Below are 16,181 nucleotides of genomic sequence, written 5' to 3'. Positions count from 1 at the left end.
GTGCGCTATTGCGTTGCCGTCGCCGCCGATGCGGCCTTCGGGGCTGACGTTGATAGCGACGGCTTCAGCGCAAGCCCGCCTTTGAGTGACTTCTCGACGTCGGCAAAGAAGCCGTCATAGGTTTCTCGCTTCAACACCGTCTCCGTTCGTGCGTCTCCATTGCTGTCCCATACGGTGCGATCGAACCGCACACGCACCAACCATCCATCACCACCGCCACCGTCCACCGTCCACCGTACGCACGGCGATGATCGCCGCCATACGTTCGTGATCCGGTTTGGCAGGCAAGCCGCCGATTTTGGACTTCAGCACGCCACGCAAAATCTGTCGCCATTGCGGAACGAGCACGGCATGACGATCCGCCTCGACAACGGCCATCTCTCGGTCGATGGACACGGGATCGAACCCCTGCTGTTTGAGCGCAGCGGCGACGGCATCGAGCATCTTCGCTGCCGTCGCCGCGACAAACCGATGATCACGCAACGAGCGTAGCGTCTCGCGTTGCCTATCCGTCAGGTCCACGCTGACCTGACGCGAACTGTAGCGAATGAAATCGCCGCCACTCCCCGTTTCGCGTTCGTTCGGGGACTTGCTCGCGCAAGCGGACAGCGCAATCGCAGCACTGAGCATGAGGAGACGCGCGATTCGCGAAGCGGCGTCCATTGAGAGGTGAGACGTAGCGGCAAACGAAGGAAACGAGATTATCGGATTGTCTGCCTCGCACCGCGTTCGGTCGTGCGCGACGCACTGGAAAGCGGCCAACTCGTCGCCCTGTTCGACGACCGCGTTTCGCTCGAAGGTCCGCCCTATCACGCGCTCTATCGGAATACCGACGGTACGTCACACCTCACTACGTTCATCAATTGGCTGCAAGGTTGCGTGGATGCGCGAGATCGTGTGCCGACGCCAGAGTGAGGCGACGACGACTTTAACTCAGACCTAGTTGTACGACAACAGAAAGCGCCGCACACATACGCCCCCCCCCTTTCCCTGCCTCATAGACCAACTGCGTCAAGCAGCCGATATTCCAAGAAAACGGGTATACCCGCAAAGGCAATCTACGGAACTTTCCATAGAATGTTGTCTGACGACATACAACGGTATGCCTGACTCTTCGTTCCCTTTGGTCTGATCAACGTTCCCTGCCATGAGCCGAACCCCCATCGTCACCGAATTGCGCGTTGTTCCCGTCGCCGGCCGCGACAGCATGCTGCTGAATCTCAGCGGCGCACACGGGCCGTTCTTCACCCGCAACCTCGTCATCCTGACGGACAGCGCCGGGCATACCGGTGTTGGCGAAGTGCCCGGCGGTGAGTCGATTCGCAAGACGCTGGAGGACGCCCGCCCCTACGTCGTCGGACAATCCGTCGCCAACGTTCAGGCGATTCTCGGCCAGACGCGTCGCGTCTTCGCCGACCGCGATGCGGGTGGACGTGGCCTGCAAACCTTCGATCTGCGTACGACGATCCACGCTGTTACCGCGCTCGAAGCTGCGTTGCTGGACTTGCTCGGCCAGCACCTGGAAGTCCCTGTTGCCGCCCTCCTGGGCGAAGGACAGCAGCGCAGTGAAGTCGCGATGCTCGGATATCTGTTCTTCATCGGCGACCGCAATAGCACCGATCTGGCCTATGCCGACAATCGTGGCGCGCGCGACGACTGGGAGCGCGTGCGCACGGAAGTCGCTATGACACCCGAGGCCGTCGTCAGACTGGCAGAGGCAGCACATGCGCGTTACGGCTTCCAGGACTTCAAGCTCAAAGGCGGTGTACTGGAGGGCGACGCGGAAATCGAAGCCGTCACCGCCCTTGCGAAACGCTTCCCGCAGGCACGCGTGACGCTCGATCCGAATGGTGCATGGTCGCTGGCCGAGGCCGTTCGTCTGTGCCGCGATCAGCACGGCGTGCTGGCATATGCAGAAGATCCGTGCGGTGCGGAAAACGGCTACTCAGGTCGTGAAGTGATGGCGGAATTCCGACGCGCGACAGGGTTGCCGACGGCCACCAACATGATCGCGACGGATTGGCGTCAGATGGGCCACGCGATTCAGTTGCAGTCCGTGGACATTCCGCTCGCCGATCCGCATTTCTGGACGATGCAAGGCTCGGTCCGCGTCGCGCAGATGTGCCACGAGTGGGGACTGACGTGGGGTTCGCACTCGAATAACCACTTCGATGTGTCGCTTGCGATGTTCACCCACGTGGCGGCCGCCGCGCCCGGCAAGATCACCGCCATCGATACCCACTGGATCTGGCAGGACGGTCAATACCTGACGCGCAACCCGCTGCAAATCGTCGGCGGTAACGTTCAGGTGCCGACCGTTCCCGGACTCGGGGTGACGCTGGACATGGATGCCGTCGAGGCAGCCCACGCGCTGTACCTCGAACACGGTCTTGGCGCGCGCGACGACAGCGTTGCTATGCAATATCTTGTGCCGGATTGGAAATTCGATCCGAAACGCCCTTGCCTGGTGCGCTGATTCGTCGGCATTTCACGCTTGCGTCACTGCATCGTTCGGAGCGTCGGAGAATCAAAATCCCGACGCTCTGTCACCGTCCGGTCGCAATGCGCATGAATTGCGGAATTTTAAAAAACGACGCGAAAAATCCGCAAGGCCGTGTCAAAGGGAATCAATGGAGGAAAAATCGGTATCGAAACCTTCGGAAGACCTCCTTGCGAGACCCTGCGATACCTATGCGATGCTCGATGGCCGAGTGATTTCGGACATAAAAAAAGCCCAGGCGGTTAAGCCTGGGCTTTCTTCGTTTGGCGGAGCGGACGGGGCTCGAACCCGCGACCCCCGGCGTGACAGGCCGGTATTCTAACCAACTGAACTACCGCTCCAAACTTGCTGCAGCATCGTGATGTCACTCACTTTGCTTTCCTGCTAGTTGTCCGGCATTGCTGCATTTTCATGCGCATATCACCGAACTTCGTAGGTTTTGGCGGAGCGGACGGGGCTCGAACCCGCGACCCCCGGCGTGACAGGCCGGTATTCTAACCAACTGAACTACCGCTCCAAAACCGACAAAAAAACCCGCCTAACTTTCAGCGGGCTTTACGCCACAAACTGCTTGGCATTTTCAAACTGATACCGACTCGCTACCGGCACCAATTCTGGCGTCCCCTAGGGGATTCGAACCCCTGTACTCACCGTGAAAGGGTGATGTCCTAGGCCTCTAGACGAAGGGGACAAAATCGTCAAAACTTTGTCTGTTTCGCTACTGCTTACTGCATTTCGCGAAGAACGCCATTCTAAACAACATTTCTTCGCTTGTGAAGCTTTATTTTCAAGTTTTTTGCATCGTTTTTGCAAGAATCTTGCTCTTTCGACGCAGCCTGAAAATCAAGCTTCTGAATCCGTGGTGGAGGTAAGCGGGATCGAACCGCTGACCTCTTGCATGCCATGCAAGCGCTCTCCCAGCTGAGCTATACCCCCGAACAGAGAAATGAGATTCTAATGACAAACCCATTTCCTGTAAATACCCTCCTCGCATTTTTTCCGCATTATTTTGCGAATCCGTGCGAAAGATAAAAAAACGGCGACTCATGAGAGTCGCCGTCTTCTTTATCGCGATCATGGCATGTCGTCACGGCACGCAAGCGCGCCGCCCCGCTTCATGCCAAGGCCCGATTTACTGGGCGTCGCCTTCGCGCTTGACCAGCAGTGCACCGCCTTGCTTCTCTTCTTCGGTCAGTGCCTTGTGCGACAGACGCAGACGACCCTTGTCGTCTTGCTGGATCACCTTCACGCGCACGGCCTGACCTTCCTTGACGTACTCGTTGATGTCCTTGATGCGCTCGTTGGCAATTTCCGAGATGTGCAGCAGACCGTCCTTACCCGGCAGCACCGAGACGATGGCGCCGAACTCGAGCAGCTTGAGCACGGTACCGTCGTAGACCTGACCGACCTCGACTTCCACCGTGATCAATTCGATCCGACGCTTCGCTTCGGCAATACCTTCGGCGCTCGGGCTAGCGATAGTCACCACGCCGTCGTCCGAAATGTCGATGCTCGTACCAGTCTCTTCCGTCAACGCGCGGATCACCGAACCACCCTTACCGATCACGTCACGGATCTTTTCCGGATTGATCTTGATGGTGACCATACGCGGTGCGAATTCCGACAGCTCCGTACGCACGCCAGACTGGGCTTCCGTCATCTTGCCCAGGATATGCAGACGGCCTTCCTTGGCTTGCGCCAGCGCGACCTGCATGATTTCCTTCGTGATGCCCTGGATCTTGATGTCCATCTGCAGTGCGGTCACGCCATTCGACGTACCGGCCACCTTGAAGTCCATGTCGCCCAGGTGATCTTCATCGCCGAGGATGTCGGTCAGCACGGCAAACTTGTTGCCTTCAAGGATCAGACCCATGGCGATACCGGCGACCGGCGAGGTCATCGGCACACCGGCGTCCATCATGGCGAGGCTACCGCCGCAGACCGATGCCATCGACGACGAACCGTTCGACTCGGTGATTTCCGACACAACACGCACGGTGTAACCGAAATCGTCGGCACCCGGCAGACACGCGACCAGCGCGCGCTTGGCCAGACGGCCGTGACCGATTTCGCGACGCTTGGGCGAACCCACGCGCCCCGTTTCGCCCGTCGAGAACGGCGGGAAGTTGTAGTGCAGCATGAAGCGATCGCGGTACTCGCCTTGCAGCGCGTCGATGATCTGCTCATCGCTCTTGGTGCCCAGCGTGGCCACCACGAGTGCCTGCGTTTCGCCACGCGTGAACAGCGCCGAACCGTGGGCACGCGGCAGCACGCCGGTGCGGATCGAGATCGGGCGCACGGTGCGCGTGTCGCGGCCGTCGATACGCGGCTCACCCGCCAGGATCTGGCTACGGACGATCTTGGCTTCCAGATCGAACAGGATGTTGCCGACTTCGATGTCGTCCGGTGCAGCTTCGCCCTTAGCCGCTGCGGCTTCGGCCAGCTTGGCGATCACGTCGGTGCTCACAGCGCGCAGTTGTTGCGTACGCGCTTGCTTTTCACGCGTCTGGTATGCAGCGCGCAGTTGACCTTCGGCCAACTCGCCCACTTGCGAGATCAGTGCGTCGTTCTTGGCAGCCGGGGCCCATTCCCACTCAGCCTTGCCACCGTCGCGCACGAGTTCGTGAATCGCGTTGATGGCCGTTTGCATTTGCTCGTGACCGAACACGACTGCGCCCAGCATCACGTCTTCCGGCAGCTCTTGTGCTTCCGATTCCACCATCAGCACAGCTTGCTCCGTACCGGCGACGACCAGGTCGAGCTTCGACTTGGCGATCTGCTCGCGCGACGGGTTGAGCACGTACTGGCTGTCGACGTAGGCAACGCGGGCGGCGCCGACCGGGCCGTTGAACGGCAGACCCGAGATGGCCAGCGCGGCCGAAGCACCGATCAGGGCCGGGATATCGGCCGGGACTTCCGGGTTCAGCGAGACGACCTGCACCACCACCTGGACTTCGTTGTAGAAGCCTTCCGGGAACAGCGGGCGGATCGGACGGTCGATCAGGCGCGACGTCAGCGTTTCGTTTTCCGACGGACGGCCTTCACGCTTGAAGAAGCCACCCGGGATCTTGCCGGCGGCGTAAGTCTTTTCAAGGTAGTCGACCGTCAGCGGGAAGAAATCCTGGCCAGCCTTGGCCTTCTTCGCACCCACGACCGTGGCGAGCACGACGGTATCGTCCATGTCGACGAGCACAGCACCGGATGCCTGGCGAGCGATCTCACCGGTTTCCATGCGAACCGTGTTTTGTCCCCATTGGAAAGACTTGACGACTTTATTGAACATTTGCACTCCTATATCGAATCGCGCGAATGCAGCAGCGGCGCGATATCGCTGCCGGGGTGATCCCGACGCCTTACAGGGGGGAGTGTTATGCCATTCCAGCGTAGCCCGCTGCGAAAATCCGCTAGCGCGCCTCTAAGACGACCCTGGAATGACACAAGCCCTGCTTGCCGACGAGGCCCCGTAAATCGGTAACGGAGACCGGAAACCCGGCGCAACCGCCGGGCAGAACGCCCCGAAAGTCGCTCTCAGAGCATCGATCGGGTACCGCCCAAAAACAAAATGCCTGCATCAGCACGCTGATACAGGCATCTCGTCGTAATCGTAATCGCTTACTTACGCAGGCCCAGCTTCTCGATCAGGGCGCGGTAGCGGTCTGCATCCTTGCCCTTGAGGTAGTCGAGCAGCTTACGACGACGGCTCACCATGCGCAGCAGACCGCGGCGGCTGTGGTGATCCTTCATGTGTGCCTTGAAGTGCGGGGTCAGTTCGTTGATGCGCGTGGTCAGCAGCGCAACCTGAACTTCGGGGGAGCCAGTGTCATTGGCGGCGCGGGCGAATTGCGCCACGACGTCCGACTTCTTGATATCTGCGTTCGACATTTTCTTTCCTTTGGATATACACGCGGTCACGGAAGAATGGCCGTGCCGTGAACTTACAAAAACATGTACGTTGCCGTACATAAACAAAACTGCAAGTGCGCGATTATACGGGAACCGGCATCACGACGCCACTTTTTTCCGCGCTTTGCCGCAGCAGGGGGGCTTGCAAGCCCCCCTGAAACCGCATAAAACGCCAATTTCCGACGAATAATCCGGAGAAATTCGTCAAATTATCCGAAAAATCACGACCAATCGACCTTCCCTGTCGCCCTCAGGGCCGACCGCCGGTCAGCGCTGACGCGCCATCCGACACGTGCTCGGCAGCGCCACCTTGTTCATCGGCAGCTCCATCACGGTCCGGAAACCGTAGCCCGAGCCCTCGTTATCGAACTTCACGCCAGGCTCGCCCGCGCGACGCATCACGGAGACGTACAGCGGTTCAATCATCTGATGGTCGTTCGCGCGCATCCACGCGTCGGCCGGCGCCTCACGCACGCGACGGTTTTCGAGCGCGCGCGCGACCGTCGTCACATCTGTGGTCCCCGCTTGTTCGAGCGCTGCGGCAATCATGTCGACCATCACGCTCATGCGCAGCAATGGATAGTCGTCGCGCGCCTCCGGATAGCGCGCACGAAACGCCTTGTAGTACGCGTCCGACGCTTCGCCCCCGACATTCGGATGCCACTCAGCCACCGCGTACACGCGTCCGACTCCGGCATCGCCCAGCGCCGCCGGGGCACCGAGCGCGTTGCCGTAGAACGTGTAGAACTTGAGCTCCATGCCCTGCTCTCGCGCAGCCTTGACGAGCAGCGTCAGGTCGTTACCCCAGCTGCCCGTGACCACGGTATCGGCCCCGGCCGCGCGAATACGCGCGAGATACGGCGTGAAGTCCTTCACACGGCCTACCGGGCTGAACTGTTCGCCCACAATCTGAACGTCGGGGCGCTTGGCACCGATCATCTGGCGAGCCAGTGTGGCGACCTGACGCCCGAAGCTGTAGTCCTGATTGAGCAGATAGACCTTCTGAATGCTGTCGTCCTGCTTGATGGCTTCGGTAAGCGCCTGCATGCGCATCGCGGCGTTGGCGTCGAATGCGAAATGCCAGAAGCTGCACTGCTCGTTGGTCAGCGCCGTATCGACAGCGGAGTAGTTGAAGAACAGCATGCGCTGGCCTGGCTCACGCGCATTGCGCTTGTTGATGGCGTCGATCAGTGCCGACGCCACCGCAGAACTGTTGCCCTGCAGGACGAACGGAATACCGAGATCCCCGGCAGCCTTGAGCTGCACGAGACTGTCTTCGACGGCGCCCTTGCTATCGAACACTGTCAATTCGAGCGGATGTGCGCCGTCGCGCAACTTCACACCGCCACGTGCGTTCACGCGATCGATCGCGAAACGCAGATTTCGCTCGACCATCGCCCCCGCATTGCCGAAAGGCCCGCTCATCCCCTCGATGAGGGCAAGCCGAATCGGCGGCGCGGCATCGGCCACACCGGTGGCGGCCAGCAGACCCAAAGTGCACAGCACCGCGCAAACACGCGCCAGCAATACGTGAGATTTCATCGAGGCCCCCAGAACTGTTCCGGCGCGAATCATAACTGCCGCCACCCGCCCGGGCAAGCCAAGGCACCCCACGATGGGGAATGGTGGCGGTATGCTATCAGCAAGCCACCATCGCCCATATTTTGGGCAAATCCCCACCCCCATGAGGCCAACCATGACGTATCGTTTCCCCATGCTTATCGACACCGATACTACGTCGACTCGAGCCATTCGCTGGGCCGCTGCAGGCGTGCTCGCGTTGTCGTTGTCGGCCTGTATCACGCCGCCGTGGCAACAATTGCCCGCGTCGGCGTCTCAGGCGGAAGTTCAGGCGCAATTGGGCAAGCCCAAGGAGGTCTATCCGCTCGCGCCCGGCGTCACACGCTGGCTCTATCCGACGAAGCCGTTCGGCGAGGAAACGATTGCCGCCGACTTCGACGCGCAGGGACGGCTGCTGCACGTCACGCAAGTATTGTCGACGCAGGAGTTCAACAAGGTCGAAATCGACAAGTGGACCAAGACGGATGTACTGCATCACTTTGGCGAGCCTGTCGAGACCTCGGCGTTCCCTCTGATGAAGCGCGAAGTCTGGACGTACCGCTTCAAGCAGGACGACGTGTGGTTCTCGATGATGAACTTCTATTTCGACGCCGACGGCATCGTCAAGACCACCCAAATCAGCCCGGATCCGCTGCACGAGAAACGGGATAACAATTTGTTCTAAGTCAGGAGGGGCCCTATTCCCGCGAATTCGTATCTCGACCACTCGTATCTCGCGGAACTGCGTCGCGATCTGCTGCGCTTTGCCAAGTTGCAATTGCGCGACGAACATCTGGCAGAAGACGCCGTTCAGGAAGCGCTGACGGCGGCTTGCTCGCCATCGAACGAATTCTCGGGGCGCTCCCAACACAAGACGTGGGTCTTCGCGATTCTGCGCAACAAGCTGACCGATACCATGCGAGCGCGACGCCGCACGATCAACGCTTCGTCTCTCGAAGACGACGCCGATGAGAACTCCGTGTTCGATCGCGAGCTTTTCGACGAGCGCGGCCATTGGAACGATCATGCGCGCCCACGCCCCTGGCATCACCCCGAGACGCTGGTAGCCAGGCAACAGTTCTGGGCGTTGTTCGACGGTTGCCTGAACACCCTGCCCGAATCCACCGGTCGCGTGTTTTCCATGCGCGAATTGCTCGACATGGACATCGCCGAAATCTGCCGGGAACTTGACCTCGATGCCAATCATTGCAGCGTATTGCTGTACCGCGCGCGCACTCGCCTGCGCACTTGCCTTTCGGCCAAAGGACTGGAAGTCACCGATGCCCTTGGGTAACTGCGCCAATGTCACACGCTCGCTCTCCGACCAACTCGACCAGCCGTTGACCACGCTCGAGAGCGCTCGTGTTCATGCGCATCTGCTGATGTGCGCGGGGTGCCGCGCGTACGCATCGCAAATCGCCACGCTGCGCGCCCTATCGCGCCGCGTTGCCGGTTACGCCGACGTCGCCGCAACGCCCAGCGATGATTGACGATGAGCAAGAATTTTTTCGCCGCGCTGTCATATCCGGCGACTCCCTACGACTAACCGGTGCGATCGACAGCCAACGTGCTAGGCGATTGAACTTTTCCACCCACGCTTATCATTTGGAGATAGCTACCATGAAGACGTCCATTCTCTCGGCTGCCGCACTTTCCATCGTCAGCGTTTCGACCGTCGCCTTTGCCTCCCCGCAGAGCGGGCTGACGCGCGAACAGGTCGTCGCCGAACTCAAGGCACTGCAAGCGGTCGGCTATCACAGCGGTACCGACCATACCCGATATCCCGCCAACCTTCTGGCGGCAAACGCGGAGCTGGCAAAGCGCGAACAGGCGCCCACGCAAACCGCAACTGGCGTTGCCACCGGCGACGCCATGCCTGCATCTGCCTCGGGTATGAAGTCAGGTATGAAGCGCGCAGCCTACGGTGACGCATCGCTGCACGAGCGCATCTATCGCGGTCAGTAAGTCGTCGATCGGAAGTCACTCGTCGCCGAGTCGGCGGCGAGCCGAGAATACCTCTGCAGACTCCCCGGGGACACGGGACTAATTTCGGAGTCGGCCCCACCCATGCATAACGCTCATATGACATGCCCTACCGCGGCTCGGCTGGAGCGCCTTGCTTACTACTTCGCCCTCTACAGCGTGGTCGGCATCTTCATCGGCTACGGCTTTCATAAGTTCACCGAACGCGAGGCCGCTGTCATTTTCCCGCTAGTCAGCCAACATCCGCTGCTGGGCTGGCTCTACCTGGGTCTGAGCGCGCAGACGGTATCCAACCTCGTCGGTTGCTTCGAACTCGCCTCGGCGCTGGCCATGGCGCACGCAGGTAACCGGCGCGTGCGTCTGGCAGGCAGTCTGGGGGTGGCGCTCACCCTAATCGTGACTGTCTCGTTCCTTGCGACGACACCGGACCTGCGCGGCGGCACCTTCGGTTTTCTGATCAAAGATCTGACGCTGCTGAGTGTCGCCCTGCTGGTCGCAGCACGCACGTTCGCGCAAGGCCGCGAGCAGAACATCTACAGCCGGTACCCTTCGGCACTGAAATAGAAAAAATGCCCGCCCCCGATGTGCAGGGTGCGAGCATTTTCGTCGTCGACGGCGACATAATCGCCCCACCCGACGGATCGATCGACCGGATCTTCCGTGTCTAACTGCGATTGAGGCGATCGAGACGATTACGGCGTGAGCTGCGGATTCAGTTTCTCAGCCTTCGAGTACAACTTGTTGAGCGCCGACAGATAGGCCTTGGCCGACGCAGCAACGATGTCCGGGTCCGTACCGACCCCGTTCACGATACGGCCCGCCTTCGACAGACGCACCGTCACTTCCCCTTGCGACTGCGTGCCGGTCGTGATGGCGTTGACCGAGTACAGCAGTTGCTCCGCACCGCTCTTCACCTGCGATTCGATGGCATTGAGCACGGCGTCGACCGGCCCGTTGCCGTCGGACTCACCCACAAGTTCCTTGCCCTGCGCTGTGAACACCACGCGTGCGCTCGGACGCTCACCGGTCTCGGAGTGCTGCGCCATCGACACGAGGTAGAAGTGCTCGTTGCCTTCGGCCTGCGCTTCGTTCGAGACGATCGCGAGAATGTCCTCGTCGAAGATTTCCGACTTCTGGTCGGCGAGTTCCTTGAAGCGGGAGAAGGCGGCATTCACGTCCTGCTCCGACTCCATCTCGATGCCCAGTTCTTGCAAACGCTGCTTGAACGCGTTACGGCCCGAGAGCTTACCCAGCACGATCTTGTTCGCCGTCCAGCCCACGTCTTCCGCACGCATGATTTCGTACGTATCGCGCGCCTTGAGCACGCCATCCTGGTGGATGCCCGACGCGTGCGCGAACGCATTGGCGCCCACAACGGCCTTGTTCGGCTGCACATTAAAGCCGGTGATCTGCGAAACGAGCTTCGAGGCCGGCACGATCTGCGTCGTGTCGATGCCGAGTTCCAGACCGAAATAATCCTTGCGGGTCTTGAGCGCCATCACGACTTCTTCGAGCGACGTATTGCCTGCCCGCTCGCCCAAGCCGTTGATCGTGCACTCGATCTGACGCGCGCCACCCAGTTGCACGCCAGCCAGCGAGTTCGCCACGGCCATGCCCAGGTCGTTGTGGCAGTGCACCGACCAGACCGCCTTGTCCGAATTCGGCATGCGCTCACGCAACGTGCGCACGAGTTGGCCGTAGAGTTCCGGCACGCCGTAGCCGACGGTGTCTGCCACGTTGATGGTCGTTGCACCTTCGTTGATCACGGCTTCGAGCACGCGGCACAGGAAGTCCAGATCCGAGCGGCTGCCGTCTTCCGGCGAGAATTCGATGTTGTCGGTGAATTGGCGCGCGTAACGCACGGCAAGCTTTGCCTGCTCGAACACCTGGTCCGGGCTCATGCGCAGCTTCTTCTCCATGTGCAGCGGCGACGTGGCGATGAACGTATGAATACGCGACGAATTCGCGCCTTTGAGCGCCTCGGCGGCCCGCGCGATATCACGGTCGTTGGCGCGTGCGAGCGAGCAGACCGTGCTGTCCTTCACGATGCCGGCGATCGCCTGAATCGCCTCGAAATCGCCGTTCGAGCTGGCCGCGAAACCGGCTTCGATGACATCCACGCGAAGTCGCTCCAGTTGACGGGCGATGCGGATCTTCTCGTCGCGGGTCATCGACGCACCCGGCGACTGCTCACCGTCGCGCAAGGTCGTATCGAAAATGATCAGCTTGTCGGCCATGATTTGCTCCTGTGGGGATTTCGTAGGGTTCGGTATTTTTTTGATATCAGCGCGCGGCGCGTGCAGGCTTGGCCGGCCCGAAGGCGGAGAAACAGCATGGCATCGGCGGCATCGCAAGTGACACCGTGTGCGACGACAAGCGGCGCATGAAGAAGGCCCGGAGCCGGTCAGGCGCCTGAAATCATGAGCGCCAATATAGTCGCAAACGGGTGATTCCGCAACGCGGGCGGCAGACGTAAAGTCCCGTACATACGGGCATTCGCGGCCATCGGACGGAGCGCTAGCCGCCTCCCAAAACGAAACAGCCCGGCACGAGGCCGGGCTGGCAATCTCGGGACGAAGGCCCGATCAGAGCGGCGGAATCCGCAGCACCTGCCCCGGATAAATCTTGTCCGGGCTGGAGAGCATCGGCTTGTTCGCTTCGAAGATGCCGTTGTACTTGTTGGCGTCGCCATAAACCGACTTGGAGATGGCCGACAGCGTGTCACCCGATTTCACCGTGTAGTACGTGGCTTCGGCCGACGCCGTCGATACCGACATCTGGTCGTCCACCTTGGCAACCCCCTTCACGTTGCCGCAGCACAGGAGAATCTTCTCCTTGGTCGCCTGATCGGCGGCTACGCCGTAGACCTTGACGGTGCGGGTTGCGCCGTCGAATTCTGCGTCGAGACCGGTCGCATCCAATCCTTGCGATCTGATGTAGTTTTCGATGGCTTCGCCGGCGGCGCGGTTGGCCGCATCCGCATCGGGCCCCGGGGCGGGCGGCGGCGCGTCTGCCGCATGTGCGTTACCAAGCAGTGCCTGACCGGCTTCCTTCACGAAATCGAGTATGCCCATGATTTCTCCTTCGTCACGTCGAACTATGGAAAACAGCGCCGGGCCCCGCCAGATCGGCGGAAAACGGCCCGTGCCACAAGGGTACTTCGCTTACCAACGTCAAGATTAGCGCATCCCAACGATGTCATGCCTGACAACACTGACAGGTAGATATGACAAGGGGCGTACCGAGACGCCCCTTGTTTCCTAATCTGTTATTCGTCGACTTCGCCGAAAATCCGCTGACGGCGCCCCTTGACGAAGCGGAACGCCCACAGCACATAGCCCGACACGCTGTACACACAGAACATGCCGAACAGCGCCAGCGGCGGGTCGGACGACACCAGAATGAAGCCGACCATGAACAGCAGCACCACGCCGAACGAGACGCGCTGGCGCACATCGAGCGCCTTGCCGCTGTAGAACGGCGCGTTCGACACCATCGACATCCCCGCATAGATGGTGAGGAAGAATGCGACCCACGGCATCCAGAACACGTTCACCGGCAACTTGTTGTCGATCGTGATCCAGACGAACCCGGCGATCAATGCCGCCGCCGCCGGACTGGCGAGCCCCTGGAAGAAGCGCTTATCGACCACGCCGATGTTGGCGTTAAAGCGCGCCAGACGTAACGCTGCCCCCGCCACATAGACGAACGCCGCGAGCCAGCCCCACTTGCCGATTTCGTGCAGGATCCACTCGTACATCACCAGCGCCGGCGCAACGCCAAACGAGGTCATATCGGACAGCGAATCGTACTGCTCACCAAAGGCGCTCTGCGTATTGGTCATGCGGGCTACGCGCCCGTCCATGCCGTCGAGCACCATCGCGAAAAAGATGGCAATGGCCGCCTGCTCGAAGCGGTCGTTCATCGCCTGCACGATGGCGAAGAAGCCGCAAAAGAGTGCTGCGGTCGTAAAAGCGTTCGGCAGCAGATAGATGCCGCGATTGCGCGGACGCACCGGCACATCGTCCTCCACACCCTGATCGTGGTCTTCGTTCATCGATGGCTCTGATGGATTCTTGTGACGGCCGAACGGCGAGAGATGCCTGACATTGTTGCGCAAGCGGCCGCGATGGTTTTCCGGCATCTATAACTCCTTTTCGATGCTAGGGTCGATGGACAGACCCCAAGACTGCGGGCGAACCCGCGACGGATCACCGCTATTGGAACGTGAAACGCGAAAGCAGTTGCAGACCGCATCGTCCAACCGCGGCACCCCGTGGCGAAGCCTGACGACGCGGTGGCCACGGTGGCGTGCGGCCCGGAGGTCGCGCCACCACCACTGGCACTGATGCAGTTACGAGCAGCTTACAGCTCGGCGAGGATCGTCGAGGTGGCGGACACCTTGTCGCCGATCGCCACGCGCGGGCGCGAACCCAGCGGCAGATAGACGTCGACACGCGAACCAAAGCGAATGAAGCCATAACGCTGACCACGCGTGAGACGGTCGCCCGCCTTCACGTAGCACAGGATACGGCGCGCGATCAGACCGGCGACCTGCACGCTCGTCACGATCTGGCCGCCCACGTCGATCACCAGCGCATTGCGCTCGTTCTCAAGCGACGCCTTGTCGAGATCGGCGTTGAAAAAACGTCCCGGGAAATATTCCACCTTGGTTACCGTGCCGTCAACCGGGGCACGATTCGAGTGAACATTGAAGACGTTCATGAAAACGCTGATTTTCAGCGCTTCACGGCCTGCATACGGGTCCTGCGTGGTTTCGATGGCCACGATGCGACCGTCTGCCGGGGACAGCACGGCATTGGCCTGCTGCGGCACTTCACGCGGCGGGTCGCGGAAGAACTGCAATACGAACAGGGCGATCACCCAGAACGGCGCGGCCCAAAACACGCCAGCCATAAAATGCACGACGAGCGCGACGGCGACGGCGATACCCAGGAAGGGCCAGCCCTCGCGGGCGATGATCGGGTGAGGATAATTCATGCGATTGAACTCGCGTCCTTGGTAAAACGGTTGAGTGAGCGGGTCGGCCTGCTTTGGACCAAACCGTGGCGTGGCGGCATTGTAGCAATGCGCGCGACACGGCGACACTTTTTCCCCAACCGACACGCGGATGTCATAAAAAAACCGCCCGTTTTACCGCAGCGACAGCTACGGCAAAACAGGCGGTCAGCGACGTCAGTTCAGAGAACTTAGTTCTTCGACTGGTCGACCAGCTTGTTCTTGGCGATCCACGGCATCATTGCGCGCAGCTTGCCGCCCACTTGCTCGATCTGGTGCTCGGCCGTGATACGACGACGCGAGATCAGGGTCGGAGCGCCTGCCTTGTTTTCCAGGATGAACGACTTGGCGTACTCGCCGGTCTGGATGTCGGTCAGGCACTGCTTCATGGCCTTCTTCGTCTCTTCCGTCACGACGCGCGGGCCGGTGACGTACTCGCCGTATTCGGCGTTGTTCGAGATCGAGTAGTTCATGTTGGCGATGCCGCCTTCATAGATCAGGTCGACGATCAGCTTCAGTTCGTGCAGGCACTCGAAGTAGGCCATTTCCGGCGCGTAACCGGCTTCGACCAGCGTTTCGAAACCGGCCTTGATCAGCTCGACGGTACCGCCGCACAGCACGGCTTGTTCGCCGAACAGGTCGGTTTCCGTTTCTTCGCGGAAGTTCGTTTCGATGATGCCGGCACGGCCACCGCCGTTAGCGGCAGCGTACGACAGCGCGATGTCACGAGCAGCGCCCGACTTGTCTTGTGCCACGGCGATCAGGTGCGGCACGCCGCCACCTTGCGAGTACGTCGAGCGCACCGTGTGGCCCGGTGCCTTCGGGGCGATCATGATGACGTCGAGGTCCGCACGCGGGATCACGCAGCCGTAGTGCACGTTGAAGCCGTGCGCGAAGGCCAGCGCAGCGCCTTCCTTGATGTTGGCGTGCACTTCGTTCTTGTACACGTCGGCGATTTGCTCATCCGGCAGCAGCATCATGACGATATCGGCCGACTTCACGGCTTCCGCCACTTCCTTGGTGTTCAGGCCAGCGTTGACTGCCTTGTTCCACGAAGCGCCGTCTTTGCGAAGACCGACCGTCACGTTCACGCCGCTGTCCTTCAGGTTCTGTGCGTGGGCGTGGCCTTGCGAGCCGTAACCGATGATCGTGACTTGCTTGCCCTTGATGAGGGAGAGGTCGGCGTCTTTGTCGTAGAAAACTTTCATTTGGAGTG

General features: G+C 60.6%; 16 protein-coding genes and 4 tRNA genes. 7 read left to right on the top strand and 13 right to left on the bottom strand.

Translation table 11 applies throughout. The features are described 5' to 3' along the window. Positions 1 to 207: 207 nt before the first annotated feature. A complete protein-coding gene (locus NA29_RS09185) occupies positions 208 to 630 on the bottom strand; it encodes a hypothetical protein (protein ID WP_150777302.1) in 423 nt (140 codons plus the stop codon). A 105-nt stretch (positions 631 to 735) separates the two neighbouring features. Between NA29_RS09185 and NA29_RS09180 the strand changes: the two genes are divergently transcribed. Together NA29_RS09180 and gudD are read left to right on the top strand one after the other, a co-directional pair. Continuing rightward, positions 736 to 915, top strand: a complete 180-nt coding sequence (locus NA29_RS09180; RefSeq protein WP_039397652.1) for a type 2 periplasmic-binding domain-containing protein — start codon at positions 736 to 738, stop codon at positions 913 to 915. A 232-nt stretch (positions 916 to 1,147) separates the two neighbouring features. Then, positions 1,148 to 2,476, top strand: coding sequence for a glucarate dehydratase (gene gudD, locus NA29_RS09175; protein ID WP_039397650.1), 1,329 nt, complete (start codon positions 1,148 to 1,150; stop codon positions 2,474 to 2,476). 288 nt (positions 2,477 to 2,764) lie between these two features. Here gudD and NA29_RS09170 read toward each other — a convergent pair. The 7 genes from NA29_RS09170 to NA29_RS09140 form a co-directional block, all read right to left on the bottom strand. Next, positions 2,765 to 2,841: transfer RNA gene (locus NA29_RS09170), tRNA-Asp, on the bottom strand. A 99-nt stretch (positions 2,842 to 2,940) separates the two neighbouring features. Then, positions 2,941 to 3,017 (bottom strand) — tRNA-Asp (locus NA29_RS09165). A gap of 98 nt (positions 3,018 to 3,115) precedes the next feature. Then, positions 3,116 to 3,191, bottom strand: a tRNA-Glu gene (locus NA29_RS09160). A 169-nt stretch (positions 3,192 to 3,360) separates the two neighbouring features. Next, a tRNA-Ala gene (locus NA29_RS09155) sits at positions 3,361 to 3,436 on the bottom strand. 196 nt (positions 3,437 to 3,632) lie between these two features. Next, positions 3,633 to 5,789, bottom strand: coding sequence for a polyribonucleotide nucleotidyltransferase (gene pnp / locus NA29_RS09150; protein WP_052252726.1), 2,157 nt, complete (start codon positions 5,787 to 5,789; stop codon positions 3,633 to 3,635). Between the two features lie 323 nt (positions 5,790 to 6,112). Next, a complete protein-coding gene (gene rpsO, locus NA29_RS09145; RefSeq protein WP_039397648.1) occupies positions 6,113 to 6,382 on the bottom strand; it encodes a 30S ribosomal protein S15 in 270 nt (89 codons plus the stop codon). Positions 6,383 to 6,670: 288 nt separating this feature from the next. Next, on the bottom strand, positions 6,671 to 7,945 hold the full coding sequence (locus NA29_RS09140; RefSeq protein ID WP_039397646.1) for a branched-chain amino acid ABC transporter substrate-binding protein: 1,275 nt from the start codon (positions 7,943 to 7,945) through the stop codon (positions 6,671 to 6,673). A 154-nt stretch (positions 7,946 to 8,099) separates the two neighbouring features. On the opposite strand from NA29_RS09140, the gene NA29_RS09135 reads away from it, so the two are divergent. The 5 genes from NA29_RS09135 to NA29_RS09115 all read left to right on the top strand — a co-directional run bounded on the left by NA29_RS09135 (position 8,100) and on the right by NA29_RS09115 (position 10,510). Further along, entirely contained in the window at positions 8,100 to 8,648 is a 549-nt protein-coding gene (locus NA29_RS09135; protein ID WP_084103586.1) for a hypothetical protein, read from the top strand. Positions 8,649 to 8,663: 15 nt separating this feature from the next. After that, positions 8,664 to 9,257 (top strand): sigma-70 family RNA polymerase sigma factor, encoded by a 594-nt coding sequence (locus tag NA29_RS09130; RefSeq protein WP_039397644.1) that lies wholly within the window; start codon positions 8,664 to 8,666, stop codon positions 9,255 to 9,257. Then, on the top strand, positions 9,244 to 9,453 hold the full coding sequence (locus NA29_RS09125) for a zf-HC2 domain-containing protein (RefSeq protein ID WP_039397642.1): 210 nt from the start codon (positions 9,244 to 9,246) through the stop codon (positions 9,451 to 9,453). Before NA29_RS09130 ends, NA29_RS09125 begins: the two co-directional genes overlap by 14 nt. A 130-nt stretch (positions 9,454 to 9,583) precedes the next feature. Then, the gene (locus tag NA29_RS09120) at positions 9,584 to 9,928 is read left to right on the top strand and encodes a DUF4148 domain-containing protein (protein ID WP_052252724.1); all 345 of its coding nucleotides are present in this window, start codon (positions 9,584 to 9,586) and stop codon (positions 9,926 to 9,928) included. Between the two features lie 117 nt (positions 9,929 to 10,045). Beyond that, positions 10,046 to 10,510 (top strand): DUF417 family protein, encoded by a 465-nt coding sequence (locus NA29_RS09115; RefSeq protein ID WP_052252722.1) that lies wholly within the window; start codon positions 10,046 to 10,048, stop codon positions 10,508 to 10,510. Positions 10,511 to 10,638: 128 nt separating this feature from the next. Here NA29_RS09115 and NA29_RS09110 read toward each other — a convergent pair whose 3' ends face one another. The 5 genes from NA29_RS09110 to ilvC all read right to left on the bottom strand — a co-directional run bounded on the left by NA29_RS09110 (position 10,639) and on the right by ilvC (position 16,173). Beyond that, positions 10,639 to 12,183: a 2-isopropylmalate synthase gene (locus NA29_RS09110; protein ID WP_039397639.1), complete on the bottom strand. Its 1,545-nt coding sequence runs from the start codon at positions 12,181 to 12,183 to the stop codon at positions 10,639 to 10,641. A gap of 348 nt (positions 12,184 to 12,531) precedes the next feature. Then, entirely contained in the window at positions 12,532 to 13,020 is a 489-nt protein-coding gene (lysM, locus tag NA29_RS09105) for a peptidoglycan-binding protein LysM (protein ID WP_039397637.1), read from the bottom strand. Between the two features lie 194 nt (positions 13,021 to 13,214). Then, the gene (locus tag NA29_RS09100; RefSeq protein WP_039397635.1) at positions 13,215 to 14,090 is read right to left on the bottom strand and encodes a CDP-alcohol phosphatidyltransferase family protein; all 876 of its coding nucleotides are present in this window, start codon (positions 14,088 to 14,090) and stop codon (positions 13,215 to 13,217) included. A 221-nt stretch (positions 14,091 to 14,311) separates the two neighbouring features. Further along, on the bottom strand, positions 14,312 to 14,947 hold the full coding sequence (locus NA29_RS09095) for a phosphatidylserine decarboxylase (RefSeq protein ID WP_039397633.1): 636 nt from the start codon (positions 14,945 to 14,947) through the stop codon (positions 14,312 to 14,314). A gap of 209 nt (positions 14,948 to 15,156) precedes the next feature. After that, a complete protein-coding gene (gene ilvC, locus NA29_RS09090) occupies positions 15,157 to 16,173 on the bottom strand; it encodes a ketol-acid reductoisomerase (RefSeq protein WP_039397631.1) in 1,017 nt (338 codons plus the stop codon). Positions 16,174 to 16,181 lie beyond the last annotated feature (8 nt).

The sequence above is a fragment of the Pandoraea sputorum genome (genome assembly GCF_000814845.2).
GTDB lineage: Bacteria > Pseudomonadota > Gammaproteobacteria > Burkholderiales > Burkholderiaceae > Pandoraea > Pandoraea sputorum.
This window is presented reverse-complemented; position numbering and strand designations above follow the sequence as displayed.